The sequence below is a fragment of the Pseudomonas fluorescens genome, from assembly GCF_001307155.1.
In the GTDB taxonomy this organism is placed as follows: Bacteria; Pseudomonadota; Gammaproteobacteria; order Pseudomonadales; family Pseudomonadaceae; genus Aquipseudomonas; species Aquipseudomonas helvetica.
Genome location: NZ_CP012830.1, coordinates 3,865,255 through 3,884,751 on the forward strand (window position 1 = coordinate 3,865,255; position 19,497 = coordinate 3,884,751).

General features: G+C 59.2%; 20 protein-coding genes, 1 tRNA gene and 1 pseudogene. 7 read left to right on the forward strand and 15 right to left on the reverse strand.

The window, feature by feature from the left end; genetic code table 11:
* Positions 1–196 precede the first annotated feature (196 nt).
* From AO353_RS17515 to AO353_RS17540, 6 genes and pseudogenes are all read right to left on the reverse strand, one after another.
* Positions 197–466 carry a hypothetical protein gene (locus tag AO353_RS17515; protein ID WP_054596089.1) on the reverse strand — a complete coding sequence of 90 codons (270 nt, stop codon included), beginning with the start codon at positions 464–466 and terminating at the stop codon, positions 197–199.
* A 399-nt stretch (positions 467–865) separates the two neighbouring features.
* Positions 866–1,237: pseudogene (locus tag AO353_RS17520) on the reverse strand (cell filamentation protein Fic); the annotation flags it as partial.
* Between the two features lie 209 nt (positions 1,238–1,446).
* A tRNA-Gly gene (locus tag AO353_RS17525) sits at positions 1,447–1,520 on the reverse strand.
* A gap of 248 nt (positions 1,521–1,768) precedes the next feature.
* Positions 1,769–2,653, reverse strand: coding sequence for an alpha/beta fold hydrolase (locus AO353_RS17530; protein WP_054596091.1), 885 nt, complete (start codon positions 2,651–2,653; stop codon positions 1,769–1,771).
* Between the two features lie 312 nt (positions 2,654–2,965).
* Positions 2,966–3,658 carry a pseudouridine synthase gene (locus tag AO353_RS17535; RefSeq protein WP_054596092.1) on the reverse strand — a complete coding sequence of 231 codons (693 nt, stop codon included), beginning with the start codon at positions 3,656–3,658 and terminating at the stop codon, positions 2,966–2,968.
* Between the two features lie 37 nt (positions 3,659–3,695).
* A complete protein-coding gene (locus tag AO353_RS17540) occupies positions 3,696–3,902 on the reverse strand; it encodes a cysteine-rich CWC family protein (protein ID WP_054596093.1) in 207 nt (68 codons plus the stop codon).
* Between the two features lie 239 nt (positions 3,903–4,141).
* Here AO353_RS17540 and AO353_RS17545 point away from each other — a divergent pair, with 239 nt between their 5' ends.
* Together AO353_RS17545 and AO353_RS17550 are read left to right on the forward strand one after the other, a co-directional pair.
* On the forward strand, positions 4,142–4,393 hold the full coding sequence (locus AO353_RS17545) for a hypothetical protein (RefSeq protein ID WP_054596094.1): 252 nt from the start codon (positions 4,142–4,144) through the stop codon (positions 4,391–4,393).
* A 248-nt stretch (positions 4,394–4,641) separates the two neighbouring features.
* Positions 4,642–5,055 (forward strand): hypothetical protein, encoded by a 414-nt coding sequence (locus AO353_RS17550; RefSeq protein WP_054596095.1) that lies wholly within the window; start codon positions 4,642–4,644, stop codon positions 5,053–5,055.
* 55 nt (positions 5,056–5,110) lie between these two features.
* Here the strand turns inward: AO353_RS17550 and AO353_RS17555 are convergent, their stop codons facing one another.
* Positions 5,111–6,223, reverse strand: a complete 1,113-nt coding sequence (locus tag AO353_RS17555) for an enoyl-CoA hydratase/isomerase family protein (RefSeq protein ID WP_054596096.1) — start codon at positions 6,221–6,223, stop codon at positions 5,111–5,113.
* A 131-nt stretch (positions 6,224–6,354) separates the two neighbouring features.
* Between AO353_RS17555 and ung the strand changes: the two genes are divergently transcribed.
* Positions 6,355–7,047 (forward strand): uracil-DNA glycosylase, encoded by a 693-nt coding sequence (gene ung / locus AO353_RS17560; protein ID WP_054596097.1) that lies wholly within the window; start codon positions 6,355–6,357, stop codon positions 7,045–7,047.
* 173 nt (positions 7,048–7,220) lie between these two features.
* On the opposite strand, the gene AO353_RS17565 is transcribed toward ung, so the two are convergent.
* Genes AO353_RS17565 through AO353_RS17585 form a run of 5 tightly spaced genes read right to left on the reverse strand, consistent with a single transcriptional unit; the run spans position 7,221 to position 12,620 of the window.
* Positions 7,221–8,258, reverse strand: a complete 1,038-nt coding sequence (locus tag AO353_RS17565; RefSeq protein ID WP_054596098.1) for an AbrB family transcriptional regulator — start codon at positions 8,256–8,258, stop codon at positions 7,221–7,223.
* Positions 8,251–9,765: a tripartite tricarboxylate transporter permease gene (locus AO353_RS17570; protein ID WP_054596099.1), complete on the reverse strand. Its 1,515-nt coding sequence runs from the start codon at positions 9,763–9,765 to the stop codon at positions 8,251–8,253. Before AO353_RS17570 ends, AO353_RS17565 begins: the two co-directional genes overlap by 8 nt.
* 1 nt (position 9,766) lies before the next feature.
* Positions 9,767–10,225, reverse strand: coding sequence for a tripartite tricarboxylate transporter TctB family protein (locus AO353_RS17575; RefSeq protein WP_054596100.1), 459 nt, complete (start codon positions 10,223–10,225; stop codon positions 9,767–9,769).
* A gap of 58 nt (positions 10,226–10,283) precedes the next feature.
* On the reverse strand, positions 10,284–11,273 hold the full coding sequence (locus AO353_RS17580) for a Bug family tripartite tricarboxylate transporter substrate binding protein (RefSeq protein WP_054596101.1): 990 nt from the start codon (positions 11,271–11,273) through the stop codon (positions 10,284–10,286).
* A 54-nt stretch (positions 11,274–11,327) separates the two neighbouring features.
* Positions 11,328–12,620: an OprD family porin gene (locus AO353_RS17585; RefSeq protein ID WP_054598260.1), complete on the reverse strand. Its 1,293-nt coding sequence runs from the start codon at positions 12,618–12,620 to the stop codon at positions 11,328–11,330.
* A gap of 234 nt (positions 12,621–12,854) precedes the next feature.
* On the opposite strand from AO353_RS17585, the gene AO353_RS17590 reads away from it, so the two are divergent.
* Both AO353_RS17590 and AO353_RS17595 read left to right on the forward strand, forming a co-directional pair.
* Positions 12,855–13,526, forward strand: a complete 672-nt coding sequence (locus AO353_RS17590; RefSeq protein WP_019692544.1) for a response regulator — start codon at positions 12,855–12,857, stop codon at positions 13,524–13,526.
* On the forward strand, positions 13,519–14,904 hold the full coding sequence (locus AO353_RS17595) for a sensor histidine kinase (protein ID WP_054596102.1): 1,386 nt from the start codon (positions 13,519–13,521) through the stop codon (positions 14,902–14,904). Before AO353_RS17590 ends, AO353_RS17595 begins: the two co-directional genes overlap by 8 nt.
* Before the next feature lie 196 nt (positions 14,905–15,100).
* Here AO353_RS17595 and AO353_RS17600 read toward each other — a convergent pair whose 3' ends face one another.
* Both AO353_RS17600 and AO353_RS17605 read right to left on the reverse strand, forming a co-directional pair.
* Positions 15,101–15,922 carry an HDOD domain-containing protein gene (locus tag AO353_RS17600; RefSeq protein ID WP_054596103.1) on the reverse strand — a complete coding sequence of 274 codons (822 nt, stop codon included), beginning with the start codon at positions 15,920–15,922 and terminating at the stop codon, positions 15,101–15,103.
* Between the two features lie 36 nt (positions 15,923–15,958).
* Positions 15,959–16,900, reverse strand: coding sequence for a YgfZ/GcvT domain-containing protein (locus tag AO353_RS17605; RefSeq protein ID WP_054596104.1), 942 nt, complete (start codon positions 16,898–16,900; stop codon positions 15,959–15,961).
* A gap of 149 nt (positions 16,901–17,049) precedes the next feature.
* Here AO353_RS17605 and AO353_RS17610 point away from each other — a divergent pair, with 149 nt between their 5' ends.
* Positions 17,050–17,304, forward strand: coding sequence for a succinate dehydrogenase assembly factor 2 (locus AO353_RS17610; RefSeq protein WP_019692540.1), 255 nt, complete (start codon positions 17,050–17,052; stop codon positions 17,302–17,304).
* Between the two features lie 146 nt (positions 17,305–17,450).
* Positions 17,451–17,900, forward strand: coding sequence for a protein YgfX (locus tag AO353_RS17615; RefSeq protein WP_054596105.1), 450 nt, complete (start codon positions 17,451–17,453; stop codon positions 17,898–17,900).
* On the opposite strand, the gene nadB is transcribed toward AO353_RS17615, so the two are convergent.
* A complete protein-coding gene (gene nadB, locus AO353_RS17620; protein WP_054596106.1) occupies positions 17,869–19,485 on the reverse strand; it encodes an L-aspartate oxidase in 1,617 nt (538 codons plus the stop codon). The genes AO353_RS17615 and nadB overlap by 32 nt on opposite strands.
* Positions 19,486–19,497 lie beyond the last annotated feature (12 nt).

Below are 19,497 nucleotides of genomic sequence, written 5' to 3' on the forward strand. Positions count from 1 at the left end.
CCACACCTCCCATCTCGTGCTTGCTGTGGACCTCCTCTGTCCTGCAGCCGTTAACTGAGATTTGCAGTCGGTATCTGTAGCCGTGGGGGACGTTGCAGACTTCATGCAATTTGAAAGAAGTATAGCATTCGCTAGCATGCGTAGTTTTTGGTGTCAAGATCTGGAGGGGGCGCCGAAACAGCGCCCCCTTGTGACGTCAGGACGGTTCTGCATCCATACGTCGCGCAATCACATCCAGCACATCGCAACCGTCGCGCAAAGGTATGCAGCAGAGCAATGCGAAGTCGCTGAGAATGACTGAGTCAGTGGTGATGTCACCCCGCATCGCGAGGTTTTCAAGAATCTGCGTCACGGCTCGGATTCTGTAGCTGGCCGTGCTGAGCAGTGAATGCAGCGGTTGAGTGGTGTTGACGAACAGGGAGGGTAGGTCGTCGGCGTTGCTGGTTAAGGCCATATATTCATTCATGAGTGATCACCATGTAGTTGGAAGACCCCACCACTCAATTGTCGCCAAACAAATGGGTGGCAGCTGTACGCGGGTTGGCGAACCGGACATGGTAAAACCGGTAGATCCTAGGATCTCCCACGCACAGCTGCCAAAAAACAGGTAGCTAAGTGCGTTCAAAAGCGCTCCGAAACTGCTCGGAAGCTTCTGCACCATGTCGCCGAGTCGCCAAACCCGACACGCCATTTGGGCGTCGGCCGACTATAAGTCTCGTGACAAAAGCACAGCAATGAGCAAGTGTACGGACAATTCCCAGTGTCGTGTGGGACATTGCCTTTTCGGAAATTGGCTTCTTTGTGCCACCAGTAAATAGGTGGTCGACACTGAATTTGGCTGGCATTAATCCGCCGCGCCGTAGAATCACTCTTCGCCGCCCCCCATCTCACGATTCTCAAACGCAGAACGCACGGCCGCCACAACGCGTTCTGCCATGCGCTCACCTTCAAGCTGCGGGTAACCTTTCTTTAGCTTGCCGGACACCACCCAGCCGTTCTTCTTGATGAAGCGGATGATGCGGTTCGCATCCTGGTCTGACATTTCCAGTACTTCTTTCAGCCGGTCCTGAGCTCGCTGAAAGATCACCAGTACTCTGGCTTCATCCGCCATTTCCTTTCGAATCGTGTGCGCGACGACACGTGCGGTGTAGAAGATGAAGTTGCTGCGAGTCCCGTGCGAAAACGCTAATTTTCGTAGGCGTGAAAATGCTAACGCTTGATGAAATTTGATAATAAATCCGTGTTTTTAGAAAAAAACGCTAACAGACTTCAGGGTAGTCGCTAACGCTCCGAGAGTACTCGCTCATCGATCAGCGGACAAAAGTGGGGGAGATGCCTCGGAGCCCGATTCCACCAAACCCCAGACATAAAAAAACCGGCCATCAAGGCCGGTTTTTTCTTTATCTGCATCCGCCGTCAAAAAACGACGTGAGACTGAAATCTGATTGGAGCGGGTGAAGGGAATCGAACCCTCGTTATCAGCTTGGGAAGCTGGAGTAATGCCATTATACGACACCCGCTCAGAGCGGCTGACTTTGTACCAGATGTGGCCGGGGATTTGAAGTTTTTCTTTAGCGGATCTGTGTTTACGTGGTTTTTTGCAGATTCGGGCGGGTAGGCGCACGCCTCGTCGGCCGCTGGGCTCAGCGCTGGCGATGGTGATGGTACGCAGGGTTTGAAAGCGTGTTGCGGTCTGTCGCGGGCAAGCCTCGTTCCGGGAAGTAGTGCGTGTACCTAGGAAGACGAGGTTGCTCGCGAGGACGCTGTTTCAAATGGCCAATGCATGGTGGTCCTGGGTGAAGTGGGAACGCGTTCGGCCTTCATGATGAGCCGGTTTCAGGAACCCCAGCAGTGCATGGCGGCTGTCTCGGCAGGCGGCTTTGTGCTCCATGTCGAGAAAGTGCCCGGTGGCCCGGATGGTGCTGAATGTGCTGTGTTGCACATGGCTGGCGAACAGGTGGGCATCGCTGGCGGCGGTGTACTCGTCCCATTCACCGTTCATGAACAGCACCGGCACGTCGATGTGCTTGGCCGCCTTGAGGTAGCACATGCGATCGCTGTTGAGTACTTGGCTGATGTGGAAGTGCATTTGCCCGTATTCGTGTTCGGCCAAGGTGCTGACGTGACGATAGTTGAAGCGTTTGAACAGTGATGGCAGGTGCTTGCCGATGGTGTTGTTGACCAGATGGCCGACACGGTCGCGATCAAGCTTGCCGAGGTAGTCGACACCGCGCTCCAGGTAGTCGCGCATGTGCTCGTTGACCACCGGCGAGAACGAACTGATCACGGCTTTTTCGATCCGGCGCGGGCGCTGTGCCAGAGCAATCATGGTGGCTGCGCCACCCCACGAGAATGACATCACGTGTTCCGCGGCAAAATGGTCGATCAGCTCAAGGAGGATCTGCCCTTCGACTTCCTTGGTGAGCATTTTCTCATGCCGATTGTGGGCTTTGGACTTGCCCGCGTAGGGCTGGTCGTACAGCACCACGTTGAACTGCGGGTGCAGGTTTTTCACGGTTTGTGCAAACGATGCAGTAGTGGCCATCGAGCCGTTGACCAGAATGATGGTCTTCTCTGCGGCGTCTGCGCGATAGAACTCCGTGTAAACCCGGTACTGACCTTGTATATCCAGCACAGCGATTTCTGGCCTCATGTCGTAAGACTCCTGGCAAGCGGGTATGCGCGCAATGAGATTGCACGAGCTTTGTGACAGGTAGGCATACGCCTGGAATTTTTGAGCCCATGTCGATCCGGTGGAGGCTGGTCGACGGGTATTGTTATTGGCGGGCAGTCTGTCGGGAGAGGTGGAATCTGCGAGGCGCTCTGCCGACAAAAAGTTTCTTAGAAGTATGTTATGACTTGCCGGTCACATTTCGGCCGACGTCCTGATTCAAGCAGGGGAGTGGTCATCGCGCAAGTGCAGTTTGTAAATTGTTCGACAACTTCTGCTCAGCGGTCGCTTGCTTCAGATCAGCTGGGTCTCTGTGGCGCTCAGCGGACGGTACTCACCCGGCCTCAATGTGTCATCGAGTACCAGCGGCCCCATGCGTTCGCGGTGCAGACGCAAGACCTTGTTATCGAAGTGGCCAAACATCCGCTTCACCTGGTGATAACGGCCTTCGACGATACTCAATCGCGCAGATTTTTCGCCCAGCACTACCAGGTCCGCAGGCTGGGTGGTGAGGTCTTCAAAGGCGAAGTACAGGCCCTGGGCGAAGGTCTGTGCGTACTTTGGCGTTATCGGTTGTTCGGTTTCGACGTAGTAGACCTTCGGCAGTTTGGTCTGCGGTTGGGTCAGGCGCCGCGACCAGGAACCGTCGTTGGTGATCAGCATCAGCCCGGTGGTGTTGAAGTCCAGACGCCCGGCGATGTGCAGGTCATCCTTGTCAGGTTCAAGGATCAGGTCGAGGACAGTCGGGTGTTGCGGGTCGCGAGTGGCGCTGACACAACCTGGCGGTTTGTGCAGCATGAAGTAGCGCGGTGGTTTGCCGGCTTGCAGCACTTCGTCGTCGCACTCGACACGGCTGAACTCGCGGACTTCCCAATGTGGATCGCTGACGATCTGCCCGTCGACCCTGATCCGCTGTTCGACCAACAGCAAGCGCACCTGTTTGCGGTTGAAGCGGGGCAGGTTGCTGAGGAAGCGGTCAACGCGCATGACGGTCGGCAGATCGGAAAAGGGCGCGCATCTTACCCTATAGGGCTGCTCGCAGCTGCGACTCGACTTGAGCGCAGCTCGGGCACAGGCATGACTGGTCGCGCAGTTCGGCGGGCAACGCCAGCAGCACTGCCGGGTCGATAGCCACGGTGTAGCACCAGCAAGCCTGGTCGGCGGTTCGCGGATCGGCCAGGCTGCAATCGTTGCTGGCGCCGCAGGCCGGGCAGAGGTCAGGTTTATTCATCACTGGAGTGGGGCACTTCTGCGCAGGTTCGGTCAGGGTCGATAGGCTTGGCACGGTACATCGCCTGATCGTTGCGTGACAACAGGCTGTGCAAGTTGGGCGGGCCGCTGATCTGAAGTTCTGTGAAAGGAGGCACTTGGCGGTTGTGACAGAGTCTTAATCAATGTCAGCCGTTCAGTGTTCCGACTGGCAGCAATCCGCGTTTTCGGAATGTGCTGCCTGCGGTCCAGGAGGCCGCCATGTACCGTCGAATCTTGCTCAGTGGGTTGTTTGGCTTGAGTCTTTCCGCCTGTTTTTACTACGCAGAACCCGGCTATTACGGTCCAGAGGTGTACACCGTGCCGGCACCTTATTACTACGGCGGTTATTACTACAGGCCTTATTACTATGGTGGTTACTACTATGGCCCTCGCTATTACGGCGGTTATCGCCATTATTACCATGGTGACCATGACCGCGGGCGCGGGAGGGATCGCCACGAGCACGATTGACGCCAGATAAGGCGAGCGGGCTCAATGGTTTTTCAATCCTTTCATTTCACGGCGCTTTACGGGTGAAGGAAGCGCCGTTTTTCATGCCGGCTTCCAGCGGTCGAGAAGCGTTATCGGCTACTTGTTTATATTTGTTTCTAAATCGCACCAGATTCTGATTTTGCTGTCAGATGTTTCGTCAGTCAGATGAATTGGCTGCCGCTGACCAGCGTCGCTGGTATGGCTCATTCGCGGTCCAGGAGGCCGCCATGTATCGTCGACTTCTTCTCATTGCTTCATTGGGTTTGACGCTTTCTGCTTGTGTTCCCTATTACGACGAAGGCCCCGGTAATTACCGCTCTGAGGTCTACACCTCTCCGGCGCCAGCCTATTACTACGGAGGTGGATCCTATTATTCCGCACCGCCTGCGCGTTACTACTCGCCGCCGCGCTACTACCAGCCAGCGCCGCGTTATTACCAGGCACCACCGCGAGTCGAGTACCGCGTTTACCAGAACCGTGGCTGGGATGACCGCGACCGCCATGGCTGGGGTCATCGCGAAGAGGGTGGCCATGGTCGCCGGGAATGGAATGATCGGGGGCATCGTGACGGGCGTGATCACGACAGACAGGGTGACCGTGATGGTCGCGATGGCCGCCGCAATTGGGACGGCCACCGTTAGGCCTTGCAACGAACAAGCGGCGCATTCAGCGCCGCTTTTTTTTTATGCCCGGATTTCAATAACCCGACAAGTCTGCCAGCGGATGCCGACCTTCCCAGACCTTATGGAAATGCGCCTGGACCACCGCTTCAGGTATCGCGTTGATGTCCGGCCAATGCCAGTGCGGCTTCTGGTCCTTGTCGATCAAACGCGCACGAACACCTTCGCTGAATTCCGGGTGCCGGCAGCAGTTCAGGCTCATGGTGTATTCCATCTGGAATACCTCGGCCAATGACAGGTGCCGAGCACGCTGGATTTGCTCCCAGACCAGATGAGCCGTCAGTGGGCAGCCCTCGTGCAGGTTTTTTGCCGCGCGGGCCAGCAACAAGTCACGGTGATCGCGCAACAGACTGATGGCGCGCCAGGCACAGCGTACATCGCTGACATCCAGCAACTCATCAATCTGCTGGCGTCGTGGCAGCCATTGCGCCTCGGGCATTTTCCCGACGGCTTCTTGCTGCAAGGCCTTGAGCAGGCTGTTGAGCTGCATTGGCGTTTGTTCCTGCCAATTCAATTGCAGCAGACCTTCGATAAGCTCCTCCTGCTGTTCATCGAGCAAGAAGCGGTCAGCCAGGTCCAGGTCAATGGCGTCGCGTGCGTTCATCTGCGCGCCGGTCAAACCAAGAAACAGGCCGAGCTTGCCGGGCAATCGTGACAAAAACCAACTGGCGCCAACATCCGGGTACAGGCCGATACTGATTTCGGGCATGGCCAGGCGGCTGCTCGGGGTGACGATGCGAATGCTCGCGCCTTGCAGCAACCCCAGGCCGCCACCGAGAACGTAACCGTGACCCCAGCAGATCAGCGGTTTAGGGTAGGTGTGCAAGCGAAAATCAAGGCGATATTCCGCCGAGAAAAACTGTGCGGCCAAGGGCGGAACCTCACCGGGATGGGCTCTACAGGCCTCTACCAGGTTGCGCACTTCACCGCCGGCGCAAAACGCCTTGGCGCCGTTACCGCGTAACAGCACGCAGACAATCTGCGGCTCTTTGGCCCAGGCTTCCAGTTGATCGCTCAAGGCCCTGATCATCGGCAGCGAGAGGGCGTTCAGGGATTTTTCGGCATCCAGGCTGGCGATGCCGATGCGTGCGCCGTCCGTGCCGGTGAGTTCTTCGAAGTGCAGATTCATTTTGACCTCGATGACTGAATTGAACGTTCAGTATGATCGCTGTACGAGAAAGTGCTGGATCTGCGTCAGATCAATTGACAAGCGCGGTGGGCTTTCCTAGGGTTCGCCCCATTGAATTCTCGGGTGTAACCATGACTGTTGAAGACCGTATCAAACTCGAACCGAGCTGGAAGGAAGCACTGCGTGCCGAATTCGACCAGCCTTACATGGCTGAGTTGCGCGAGTTTCTGCGGCAGGAAAACGCCGCAGGCAAGGAAATCTATCCGCCGGGACCGATGATTTTCAACGCCCTCAATTCGACGCCGCTGGACAAGGTCAAAGTGGTGATTCTCGGCCAGGACCCGTACCACGGCCCGGGTCAGGCCCATGGCTTGTGCTTCTCGGTGCAACCGGGTGTACCGGCGCCACCGTCGCTGGTGAACATCTATAAAGAGTTGAAGCGCGACCTGAACATCGACATCCCGAACCACGGTTACCTGCAAAGCTGGGCCGACCAGGGCGTGCTGATGCTCAACACCACCATGACCGTGGAGCGGGCCAATGCCAACGCCCATGCGGGCAAGGGCTGGCAGCACTTTACCGATCGGATTATCGAGGTGGTCAGCGAACATCAGCCCCATCTGGTGTTTTTGCTGTGGGGTGCTCATGCACAGAGCAAACAGAAACTGATCGATGCGACCAAACATCTGGTGCTGACGTCGGTGCACCCGTCGCCGCTGTCCGCTTACCGCGGATTCCTCGGTTGCGGGCATTTCAGCCGCGCCAACAAGTATCTTGAACAGAATGGCGAGACACCGATCGACTGGCGGTTGCCACCGGTCTGAAACGACGCGAAAGTGAAGGGGAGCGGCTTTTGTGGTGAGGGGGCTTGCCCCCGTTGGGTCGCGAAGCGGCCCCAAAACCAGCCACTGCATTTTGTCAGACACACCACAGACATATGGTTTACGACTGCTACGCAGCCGAACGGGGGCAAGCCCCCTCGCCACAGGTGATCAACTCAGGTGTCATCCGGCAACCGGTCCCAATACCTGAACAACGGCTCCGCCAGAAACAGCACGAACAACAACCGCATCACTTGCATCGCTGTGACCAACGGCACTGACAGTTGCAAGGTTTCAGCGGTCAGGCTCATTTCTGCAATGCCGCCAGGCATCATGCCCAGAGTCAGTGAGCGCAGGTCCAGTTGGGTCAGCGCACTCAGTCCCAGCGCCGCCAGTGTGGCGATCAGCATGGTCAACGCCGTACCGATCAAGGTCCGGCCCATGAACGACGGTGCTCGACGAAAGAACTGCCGATTGAAGTGACAGCCCAGGCCACTGCCAATCAGCCATTGGCCGATCTGACTGCCGCCGTGGGGCAGCCCGATGTGTAAATCCCAGCCGATGCTCACCGCTGCACTCACCAGCAACGGGCCAAACAGCCAGGGGTTGGGCTGGCGCAACCGTTGCCAGATCCAGGCGAGCAGGGCACCGGCCGGAAACAACACCGCCAGCCAGCGCCAATCGACGCTGGCCGGATGCAGTTGTGGAACGCCGTCCCCGAGCAGGTATTTGAAGGCCGCCGGTACACACAACACCACCACCAACACCCGAAGACTTTGCCCTGCCGCCACCCGGCTGAGCACGGCGCCATTGCGTGCGCCAAGGTTGACCATTTCACCGGAGCCGCCCGGCATGCTGGAGAAAAATGCAGTGGCGCGATCCTCGCCGGTGCGCCGCAGCAACCAAACCCCGACCACTGCCGACAGGCTGGTGACCAGCGCCCCAAAGAAGATCAGGCCAAAGTGGCGCATGATCTGCTCGATCACCAGCGGGGTGAAGTGCAGACCAATGCCGATTCCGATAATCCACTGGCCGCATTTACGCCCGCCAGGAATTTCCGCCAATTGCCAGGGTGTCAGGCAGCGCACCAGGATGATCGCCAGCAACGAGCCGACCATCCATGGCAGCGGCCAGCCGATCTGGCTGGCGAGGTACCCGCCCAGCAGACCGACCAGCGGTGTTCCCCACCAGCTTTTGAAAGGCCGATCAGACATCGGCGATTGCACGCCGCGCGACGGAGCGTTTGCGCCAGATGCGCAAGATCGGCATCAGCAACATGATTGCCGTCAGTACCCAGCAACCGAAGGTGATGGGACTCGACCAGAGGATTTCCAGCGCACCGTTGGAAATCGACAGCGCTCGACGCAGGTTCTGTTCCATCAAGCCGCCGAGAATGAACCCCAGTAGAACTGGCGACAACGGGAAGTCCAGCTTGCGCAGGATGTAGCCGAAGATGCCGATGCCGATCATCAGGAACAGGTCGAAGGTCGTCGCGTGCACGGCGTAGACGCCGATACCGGTAATGATCGCGATCACCGGCACCAGTGCCCAGTTCGGCACCGCAAGAATGCGGGTGAAGATGCGGATCATCGGGATATTGAGGATCACCAGCATGACGTTGGCGACGAACAACGAGGCGATCAGGCCCCAGACAATGTCCGGCTGTTGTTGGAACAACAGCGGCCCCGGGGTGATGTTGTACAGCGACAGGGCGCCGATCATTACCGCCGTGGTGCCCGAACCCGGTACGCCGAGGGTCAGCATCGGTACCAGTGCGCCGCAGGCAGCACCGCCGATGGCAGTTTCCGGCGCCGCGAGGCCACGTTTGTCGCCCTGGCCGAAGGTGCCGCTGGCACCGGCGATACGTTTCTCGGTCATGTAGGCAACGGCACTGGCCAGCGTCGCACCAGCACCTGGCAACACGCCCATGATGAACCCCAGAACGCCGCAGCGGATGTTCACCGCGAACACCGAGGCGGCTTCCTTGAAGTTGAACATCATCCGCCCGGTGGCTTTCACGGCTTCCTGGCCGTGATGGGTTTTTTCCAGCAGCAAGAGGATTTCGCTGATGGAGAACAGGCCCAGCACCAACACCACGAACTGAATACCGTCAGTGAGGTGGATGTTGTCTCCGGTGAAACGGTACACGCCGCTGTTGGCGTCGATCCCGACGCACGACAGAAACAACCCGATCAGCGCGGCGATGAAGGTTTTCAGCGGTCGATCACCGGCCATGCCACCGAGGCAGACAATGGCGAAGACCATCAGCACGAAGTATTCCGCAGGGCCGAAGGCGATGGCCCATTTCGCCAGCAGCGGGGCGAACAGCACCATGCCGCAGGTGGCGATGAATGCGCCGATGAACGAGCTCCAGGCCGACAACGACAGTGCCACCCCGGCCATGCCCTGGCGAGCCATCGGGTAGCCGTCGAGAGTGGTCATGACCGTCGACGCTTCGCCCGGAATGTTCAGCAGAATCGAGCTGATACGCCCGCCGTATTCGCAACCCAGGTAGACGGCAGCCAAGAGGATCAGCGCGGACTCCGGTGGCAGGCCGAGGGCGAACGCAATCGGTATCAACAACGCCACGCCGTTGATCGGCCCAAGACCCGGCAACAAGCCGACCACGGTGCCGATCAGGGTGCCGCACAACGCGGTGACCAGGTTGTAAGGAGTCAGTGCGACGCCAAAACCCTGGCCGAGATAGTTAAGGGTATCCATATCAGTTCTCCAGAACGTCGAGCAGGCCCAACGGCAGTGGCACGTCCATCAACCGGTCGAACAGCATGTACAGGCCGACGCTCATCAAGCTGATGATCACCACGCTCGGCAACCAGCGACCGCCATACAAACGGGCCATCGGTACGCCGATGAGGATGCTCGAAACAATGAACCCGAGCGGTTCGAAGGTTCCGGCGAACACCAGCAGCAGAACGACACAGATACCGATCTTGGTCAGGGTTTCGCGGTCCAGTGGCGGCTCGTCTTCACTGTGTTTGATCGGTGCAGGGCGAAACACCATGTACAGCAGTGCCACGCCCATCAAGCCGAGCATCAACAGCGGAAAGGCCCTGGGGCCGACGGGTTCATAGGAAAAAGCCGCTTGATACGGCCAGGCCATCAGTGCCAGGCCGAGACAGGCCAGTAACAGCACCGAGGCAAAAATACGTTGTAAGAGCATGACAAACTCCTGGGCCAGCCCCTTGATGCGCAAGGGGCTGGCCGCGAGACAGAGGCGATTACTGAATCAGGCCGAACTCTTTGGCCAGCAGTTTGTAGTCCGCTACCTGCTTCTTCACGTAGGTGTCCAGCTCTGGCCCGGTCATGGCGAACGGGAACAGTTCACGCTGATCGCGCAGCTTGGCGAAGTCTTCCGAAGCCAGCAGTTTGTCGAAGGCGTTTTTCCACCAGGCGTATTCCGCATCGCTGACTTTTGGCCCGAGGTAGAAACCCCGAACCACTGGCCAGACGATGTCGTAGCCTTGCTCTTTGGCGGTCGGAATGTCCTTCATTTCCGGCTCGTCGAGACGCTCGTTGGCGAACACGGCCAGCAGGCGCATGTCACCGCTCTGGATGTGCGGCATCGAGTCGGAGATGTCGGTGCTGCCGACCTGGATGTGACCACCGAGCAGCGCCGTAGCAATTTCGCCGCCGCCTTCGAGGGCGACGTAGCGCAGATCACGCGGGTTGATTCCGGCGGCCTTGGCAATCAGCGCGGTTTGCATCCAGTCCTGACTGCCCACCGTGCCACCGGAACCGATCACTACTTTGCTCGGGTCTTTCTTCAACGCCTGAACCAGGTCGTCGAGGTTCTTGTAGGGCGAGTCGCTTTTCACCGCGATGGCACCGTAGCTGGTGCCCACCGCTGCCAGCCAGCGCACGGCGTTTTCGTCGAAGCGGCCGAACTTGCCTTGGGCCAGGTTCAGCAGCGAGCCGCTGGACCAGGCCACCAGCGTGCCGGCATCGGCTGGGCGTTGGGCGACGACGGCGTTGTAAGCCACCGCGCCGACACCGCCGGGCATGTAGGTCACGCGCATCGGTTTGGTCAGGATTTTTTCGTTCACCAGCGCGCTTTGCGCCAGTTTGCAGGTCAGGTCGAAGCCTCCGCCGGGGGATGCCGGGGCAATGCATTCCGGGCGCTTGGGCTCGCCGGCCACATCGGCCAGCAGTGGGCCGGCGAACAGCAGGCAGCTGGCGGCTAATGCAACTTTACGCAGTGATAAGTCCATTTTTCGTCTCCACAGGAGTTGTTGTTGTGTAGGAGCTGTCGTTTGTTGAATCAATTACCAAAGGGCAACGCTGTAGCTCACCAGCAAACGCACTTCATCAGCGTCACGGGCAGAGTAGTTGGAGCGGTAGGTGGCATTGCGCAGACGCACGGCGACGTCCTTGAGGGCACCACTTTGCACCACGTATTTGATCTCGGTGTTGCGTTCCCACTCTTCGCCGGTAGCACCGTTTTTCAGCTTGATGTTGTCACCGCTGATGTAACGGGTCATGAAGCTCAGGCCCGGAACCCCGAGCTTGGCGAAGTCGTAGTCGTAACGCGCCTGCCAGGAGTGTTCTTCGGCGCCGGCAAAGTCGTTGATCTGCACGAAGTTGACCAGATACGGGTCGGCACCGTCGACATACGGGAAGGCGCTGTCACCGGACATGTGCTGATAACCGGCGGTGAGTTTATGCCCGCTCAAGGCATAACTCACCAGGCCGTTGAGGGATTTGTTGTCGATCTTGCCGCCACGGGCCTGGCCCTGGTCATTGCTGATGGCCAGCCGCAGGTCGGTGGCAAAAGTGCCCGGACCGAACGGTTGCGAGGCGACCAGACCAAGGAAATGCTGGTTGTAGACCTCGCCCAGTTGAGCGAAGTGGTAACTGCCGGTGATCTTGTCGGTGAACTTGTAGTCGACACCGCCGAAATCGAAATGCGTGCCGGGCACGGTGCCGGCGAAACGGCTGTTCTTGTTGTTGAGGGCGATGTCCTCGAAATCGGTGCTGTCGCGGTCCTTGGCTTTATCGAGGCGCCCGCCGGTGAAGGTCAGGTTCTTGATTTCCTTTGAAGTCACCAGGCCGCCTTCAAAGGTCTGCGGCAGAATTCGCCCATCGTTGGGCTTGAGGGTCGGCAATTCAGGTATCAGGCTGCCGACTTTGAGCTCGGTAGCAGAGATCTTCATTTTGCCGGTCAGGCCAAGTTTGGAGTACTCATTGGCGGCACGCCCGTCATCGTGGGTTGGCAGCAAGCCGGTGCCGGTACGGTCGGGGCTGGAATCGAGCTTGACCCCGAGCATGCCCAGCGCGTCGACACCAAAACCCACGGTGCCGTCGGTGTAGCCTGACTGCACGTTGAGCATGAAGCCCTGGGCCCATTCGTCACGCTTGGACTGTTGAGCACTGGTGCCACTGCGAAAGTCGCGGTTGAAGTACATGTTACGGGTTTCGAGGGTCGCGCTACTGTCTTCGAAGAAGGCAGCCTGGCTGACAGGCGAAAAGCCGGCGAGGGCGGCGGCACTGGCGAGAGCTGTGGAGGCGAGGCGGGAAAAACGCGCAGGCGGGCAAGCCTGAGGCTGTGTGGACAGCATGCTGAAATACTCCATTTATTGTTCTTATTTGACGAAAACGCTTCGAGGCGTTTTTCGGTTGCAGCGCTTCATGGTCACGGCAGTCGAAACTGTCCGTGGCTGGACTCTAACGGGCTAACCTTTCTCCAACCTTTCAGCAGACTTTCATTGTTTTCGGTCTTCACAGAGGCGGATGCGGCTGTAAACTCCGCGCCAAAGAATGGCGTCGACCATCCCCGAACGAGGTAAAAAACCATGCGTGTTCTTCTCGTCGAAGACCATCTGCAGTTGGCCGAAAGTGTCGCCCAAGCGCTCAAGAGCACCGGTTTGACCGTCGATGTGCTGCACGATGGGGTAGCTGCCGACCTGGCCTTGAACAGCGAGGAGTACGCGGTGGCGATCCTTGATGTCGGCCTGCCGCGCATGGATGGTTTCGAGGTGCTGGCGCGTTTGCGCAGCCGTGGTAAGAACTTGCCGGTGCTGATGCTGACGGCCCGCAGCGACGTCAAGGACCGGGTTCACGGGCTCAACCTTGGCGCCGATGACTACCTGGCCAAACCCTTTGAACTGACCGAGCTGGAAGCGCGGGTCAAGGCCCTGTTGCGGCGCAGCGTACTCGGCGGCGAGCGTCAGCAACGTTGCGGTGTGTTGGTGTATGACCTGGACACTCGGCGCTTCACCCTCGGCGATGAGCTGCTGACCCTGACTTCCCGTGAGCAAGCGGTGCTCGAGGCGTTGATCGCGCGCCCTGGGCGGGTGATGAGCAAGGAGCAGTTGGCCTCCCAGGTGTTTGGTCTGGACGAAGAGGCCAGCCCTGACGCCATCGAAATCTACGTCCACCGTTTGCGCAAGAAACTCGACGGCCATGCAGTCGCAATCGTGACCTTCAGGGGGCTCGGTTACCTGCTGGAAGCCCGCGATGCATAAGCCTGGCAGTCTGCGCTGGCGGCTACTGTGGAACCTCGCACTGCTGCTGGTGGTGCTGATGATCGCCAGCGGTTTGAGTGCCTACTGGAATGGTCGCGAAGCGGCCGACACGGCGTATGACCGGACCTTGCTGGCCTCGGCGCGAACCATCGCCGCCGGGCTTTCCCAGCGCGATGGCAGCCTCAGCGCCGATGTGCCTTACGTGGCGCTGGATACATTCGCCTACGACAGTGCCGGACGCATTTACTACCAGGTCAACGACATCCATCAGCAGCTGATTTCCGGTTACGAAAACCTGCCCGGACCACCGCCAGGCACGCCGCGAACCGACGATTATCCAGCGCTGGCGCGGTTCTATGACGCCATTTACCAAGGGCAGAACGTGAGGGTAGTGAGCCTGCTCAAGCCGGTGACCGAACCGAACATGAATGGCATGGCGGAAATCCGCGTAGCGGAAACCGACGAGGCCCGCGTCCGCATGGCTCGCAGCCTGATGACCGATACCTTGCTGCGTCTGGGCCTGCTGGCAGTGGGGGCGTTGCTGTTGGTGTGGTTTGCGGTGAGCGCGGCACTGCGCCCGCTCGAGCGTTTGCGCACGGTGGTGGAGGAGCGGCAATCGGATGACCTTCGGCCTTTGCCACTGGTAGAAGTGCAGCGTGAATTGTGGCCGCTGGTACGCGCGCTTAACCACTTTACCGAGCGCTTGCGCAGGCAGTTCGAGCGTCAGGCGCAGTTCATCGCCGATGCCGCCCATGAGTTGCGAACGCCGTTGGCGGCTCTTAAAGCAAGGCTCGAATTAGGACTGCGGGCGGGCGAGCCGCAAATCTGGCGAAATACGTTGGAGAGCGCCGCTCAGGGCACCGATCGGCTGACTCATCTGGCGAATCAATTGCTCTCGCTTGCACGCGTCGAGAACGGTGCGCGGGCGATTGCCGAGGGTGGGGCGCAGTTGCTCGATTTGAGTCAGCTGGCTCGTGAACTGGGCATGGCCATGGCGCCGTTGGCCCACGCGCGGGGCGTCGCGTTGGCGTTGGAGGCTGAGGAGCCGGTGTGGCTGCGCGGCGAACCAACGCTGTTGAATGAGCTGCTGAGCAATCTGGTGGATAACGCCTTGGCTCACACGCCCCCCGGCGGCAACGTGATCTTGCGCGTCAGTGCGCCCGCGGTGCTGGAGGTCGAGGATGATGGGCCGGGGATTCCGCTTGAGGAGCGCGACCGGGTGTTTGAACGCTTCTACCGGCGTAATCAGCAGGTGGCGGGTTCAGGCCTGGGCCTGGCGATTGTCGGTGAAATCTGCCGCGCCCATCTGGCCCAGATCAGCCTGCACGATGGCGCGCAACGTGGGCTGAAGGTTCGGGTCAGTTTTATCGCCGGGTAGGGCTGATTACCTGCGAGCGAAACACAATACCTGTGGCGAGGGGGCTTGCCCCCGCTGGAGCGCGAAGCGGTCCCAAGAATGGTCACCGCGTTTTATCTGAATCAACGACTCAGCCGATTTTACGACTGCTTCGCAGCCGAACGGGGCGGTGCGGCGTTCCGACAAGCCCCTCGCCACAGACGCCCCTCTGCAGTGATCAATAAAACATCGATCGTGACTCATCCAGATCGCTGCACATTGCCGTGTTCTCCGGATCAATCCCCAGTTTCTTGAACGCCGGCACGTTGAGCACGTCAATTCTGGACAACGGATGATCGGTGTCCTTGTGGCAATACAGGCTGGCGATCTGCACCAGATCGACATAATCGACCTGCTCGGACTGACGCTTGAAGTCCAGATACAGCCCCGGCAGTTTCACCAGCATTTCCGGAAACTCCCAGACCTGCAGCAGCTTGTCACCGAGCAGCGGATGAATGTGTTCGATCACATGGTTGAGGCTGACCGGGTCTGACAGCAGCTCGTAGTGGTCTTCGGCATAGGTCAGAATTGGCAGCACGCCGATCTGATGCACCAACCCGCCAAGGGCCGCCTGATCCGGTTTCAATTGGGTATGAGTGCGGCACAGTGCATAGCTGACACCGGCGATTTCCAGGCTCTTGCGCCAGACTTCGCGCATCTTCTGTTCCACCACCTCGGAGCGGGCGTGGAAAATCTGTTCCATGACCAGACCGATAGCCAGGTTGCTGCTGTAATTGATGCCCAGTCGGGTGATTGCCGTGTGCAGGTCTGTCACTTCCTGAGCCGCACGCAGCAACGGACTGTTGACCACTTTGATCAGCCGCGCGGACAACGCGGTGTCGCGGCCGATGACTTTACTCAGGTCGGCGACGCTGATTTCCGGGTCTTCGGCGGCCTTGCGAATCTGCAGGGCCACTTCCGGTAACGTTGGCAGAACCAGGTCATCGTTATCGATGGCCTCAACCAAATCCTGTTGGACCTTTTCCGCCAGCTCGCTCATTTAGTTTCTCTAGGGCATTGCAAAAAAATGCTGCAATTAACGCTGGATCTCGAGGTCACGATCCAGTTGGTAAGGCAGGTCGAGCAGGTGCAGGGCCGGGCCCTCCAGGGCGCCAAGATGCACGTCGCCACTGTCCGCGGCTTCGGCTTGCAGCACCGCCAACAGCTCGATGTTCTGTTCGGCATGAGCGGCAATCACCACTTCACCGATGGAGCTGCCGTGGGTTGGGGAAAACAGTGCGATGCCTGGCTCGGGCAGCTCGGTGGCGTCGAGTTGCAGGCGATACAGCCGACGCTTGAGCTTGCCCAGGTACTGCATGCGCGCGACGATTTCCTGGCCGGTGTAGCAACCTTTCTTGAAGCTCACGCCGCCTACCGCTTGCAGGTTGAGCATTTGCGGAATGAACAGCTCGCGGGTTTGCGGCATGACCTGGCCGATGCCGGCGCGGATCTGCCCGAGCAGCCACTGGTTCAGGTCGCCTTCAGGCAGCAATGCGGCCAGCGAGTTGCGCAAGGTGCCGGCCTGACTGGCCGCCGCCCAGAGTTCGACGCGATCGGATGACACTCGAATGGCAATCAGACCGCCTGCGCGGGCAACTGCGCCGTCTTCCCGGGGAAGCGCCAGGCCCAGGCCGGACAGGACGGCTTCCGAGTGCTGCAGGCCAAAGCGAACCCAGTCAGCGCTTTCGTCGGTCAGCTTGGATTTGGAGAACACCGCGTACTTTTTCAGGTCCGCCAACTGTGGCTCCAGCAACTCGCTGGCCATCGCCAACAGGACCCCATCACCTTCCAGCAGGATGCGAAAACTCGACTGCATGCGGCCTTTCTGGGTGCAGCGTGCACCGAGGCTGGCGTGGGTGTCGCTCAGGTAATTGAGGTTGCAGGTCAATTGTCCCTGAAGGAACTTGCTGGCGTCGGAGCCGCGAACGGCGAGTACGCCTTCATGGGACAAGGTGCAGAAAAAAGCAGAATCAGCCATGGGTCATCGCAGGGTAAAGAGTCTGGAGCACATCATAAGGGGGCGCCCTTGAAATGGGTAGTTCACAAAGGTTCGAACGTGCCCGACCAAAGCCGACTGTTCGACGGGGATTGGGGCTGTATACTTGCGCTCTATTTGAGGAGCGCTCCATGGTCGAAGATGTTGAACTGAATCGCCTCTACTGGCACAGCCGCCGCGGCATGCTCGAGCTTGACGTGTTGCTCGTGCCGTTTGTCAAAGAGGTTTATCCGCACCTCAACGATGTCGATCGCGAGTGCTACCGCAAACTGCTCGAATGCGAAGATCAGGACATGTTCGGCTGGTTCATGGAACGCGCCGAGTCGGAAGACCCTGAGCTGCAGCGCATGGTTCGCATGATTCTGGACCGTGTCCAACCCAAGTGAGAGTGTCCTGTCTCACAGTGACTGTTTCTTTTTGACGGCGTCTGTTGTCGCCATGCCGCGTTGCCGCTCCTCGCCATAGCGGGCTATGACTTGTCGCGGCGCCTTGCCTGGCAACAACAGCCACTCGCCAAAAGAGAAACGTAACTGTGAGAAAGGACACCCAGTTTGAGTGCCGCTGGCATGCCTCACGGCAATTGCTGGCGGCTTATCTTCTTGCCCAGCTGTTCGCGCTGGGTTCGCTGTTGCTGCTCTCTATGCCGCTATGGGCCAGTTTGCTCGGCATAACGCTGTGTGTGGCTCACGGTTTTTGGGTGTTGCCGCGACAGATTCTACTGACGCACCCGCAGGCATTCCGCGGCTTGCGTCGGGACGCTGATGGTTGGCAATTGTGGAATCAGGCGTCGGGTTGGCAAGCTGTGCAATTGCGTCCAGACAGCCTGGCGCTACCGTTGGTCGTCGTGTTGCGTTTTCGTCTGCGCGGCGAGCGGCGGGTCCGGGCGATCTGTGTGCCGCGTGATGCGCAGGCGGCGGATGTTCACCGACGCCTGCGGGTCCGGCTCAAGTTCAGTCGGCGTAGGTGGGCGGCACCAGAATAGTGTCCAGCGCTTCTGGCAGCATGTTCGGGTAATCGAGGGTGTAATGCAGGCCGCGACTTTCCTTGCGCTCCATGGCTGAGCGAATCATCAGTTCTGCCACCTGGGCCAGATTACGCAGTTCGATCAAATCCCGGCTGACCTTGTAGTTGCTATAGAACTCGTCGATCTCGTCCAGCAGCAGGCGCACGCGATGCTGGGCGCGTTGCAGGCGCTTATTGGTGCGCACGATGCCCACGTAGTCCCACATGAACCGCCGAAGCTCATCCCAGTTGTGCGCAATGATCACGTCTTCGTCGGAGTCGGTGACCTGGCTGGCGTCCCAGGCGGGCAGGGTGCTCGGAATCTCGACTTGAGGCAGTTGTTCAAGAATGTCTGCCGCCGCCGAACGGGCATAGACGAAACACTCCAGCAGCGAGTTGCTGGCCATGCGGTTGGCGCCGTGCAGGCCGGTGAAGCTGGTTTCGCCAATCGCATACAGGCCTGGCACGTCGGTACGACCGTGTTGGTCGACCATGACACCACCGCAGGTATAGTGCGCAGCCGGAACCACCGGGATCGGCTGCTTGGTGATGTCGATGGAGAATTCCAGGCAGCGTTCGTACACCGTCGGGAAGTGCGACTTGATGAACGATGCAGGCTTGTGGCTGATATCCAGGTACACGCAGTCGATACCCAGGCGCTTCATTTCATGGTCGATTGCCCGGGCAACGATGTCCCGTGGCGCCAGCTCGGCACGCGGGTCAAAACGCGGCATGAAGCGTTCGCCGTTCGGCAGTTTCAAATGTGCGCCTTCACCGCGCAGGGCTTCGGTAATCAGGAAGCTTTTGGCTTGTGGGTGGTAGAGGCAGGTGGGGTGGAACTGGTTGAACTCCAGATTCGCCACCCGGCAGCCCGAACGCCAGGCCATGGCAATGCCGTCGCCGCAAGCGCCGTCAGGGTTGCTGGTGTAGAGATAGACTTTCGCGGCACCGCCGGAGGCGAGGATCACGAACCGCGCGCCATAGGTATCGACTTCGCCAGTGCCGCGATTGAGCACATAGGCGCCAAGGCAGCGATCACCTTCCAGGCCCAGGCGTTTTTCGGTGATCAAATCAACGGCGACCCGTTGCTCCAGCAACTCGATGTTCGGCCGTTGTCGTGCTTGATCAAGCAACGTATTGAAAATCGCAGCGCCTGTGGCGTCGGCGGCATGAATAATGCGCCGATGGCTGTGACCGCCTTCGCGGGTCAGGTGAAACTCGAAACCGCCGTCTTCAGTGCCGGACTGTTCATCGCGGGTGAATGGTACGCCCTGATCGATCAACCATTGAATGGCTTCGCGGCTATGCTCGACGGTAAAACGCACGGCGTCTTCGTGGCACAGGCCGCCGCCAGCGTTGAGCGTGTCATCGACGTGGGATTCAACGGTATCGGTGTCATCCAGCACGGCAGCGACACCACCCTGGGCCCAGTACGTCGAACCGTTGGCGAGGTTGCCTTTGCTCAGTACGGCAATGCGCAAATGATCGGGCAAGGTCAATGCCAGACTCAAACCGGCAGCGCCGCTGCCAATCACCAGAACATCGTGTTGAAACTGTTGGCTCATTTCAGGATTCCG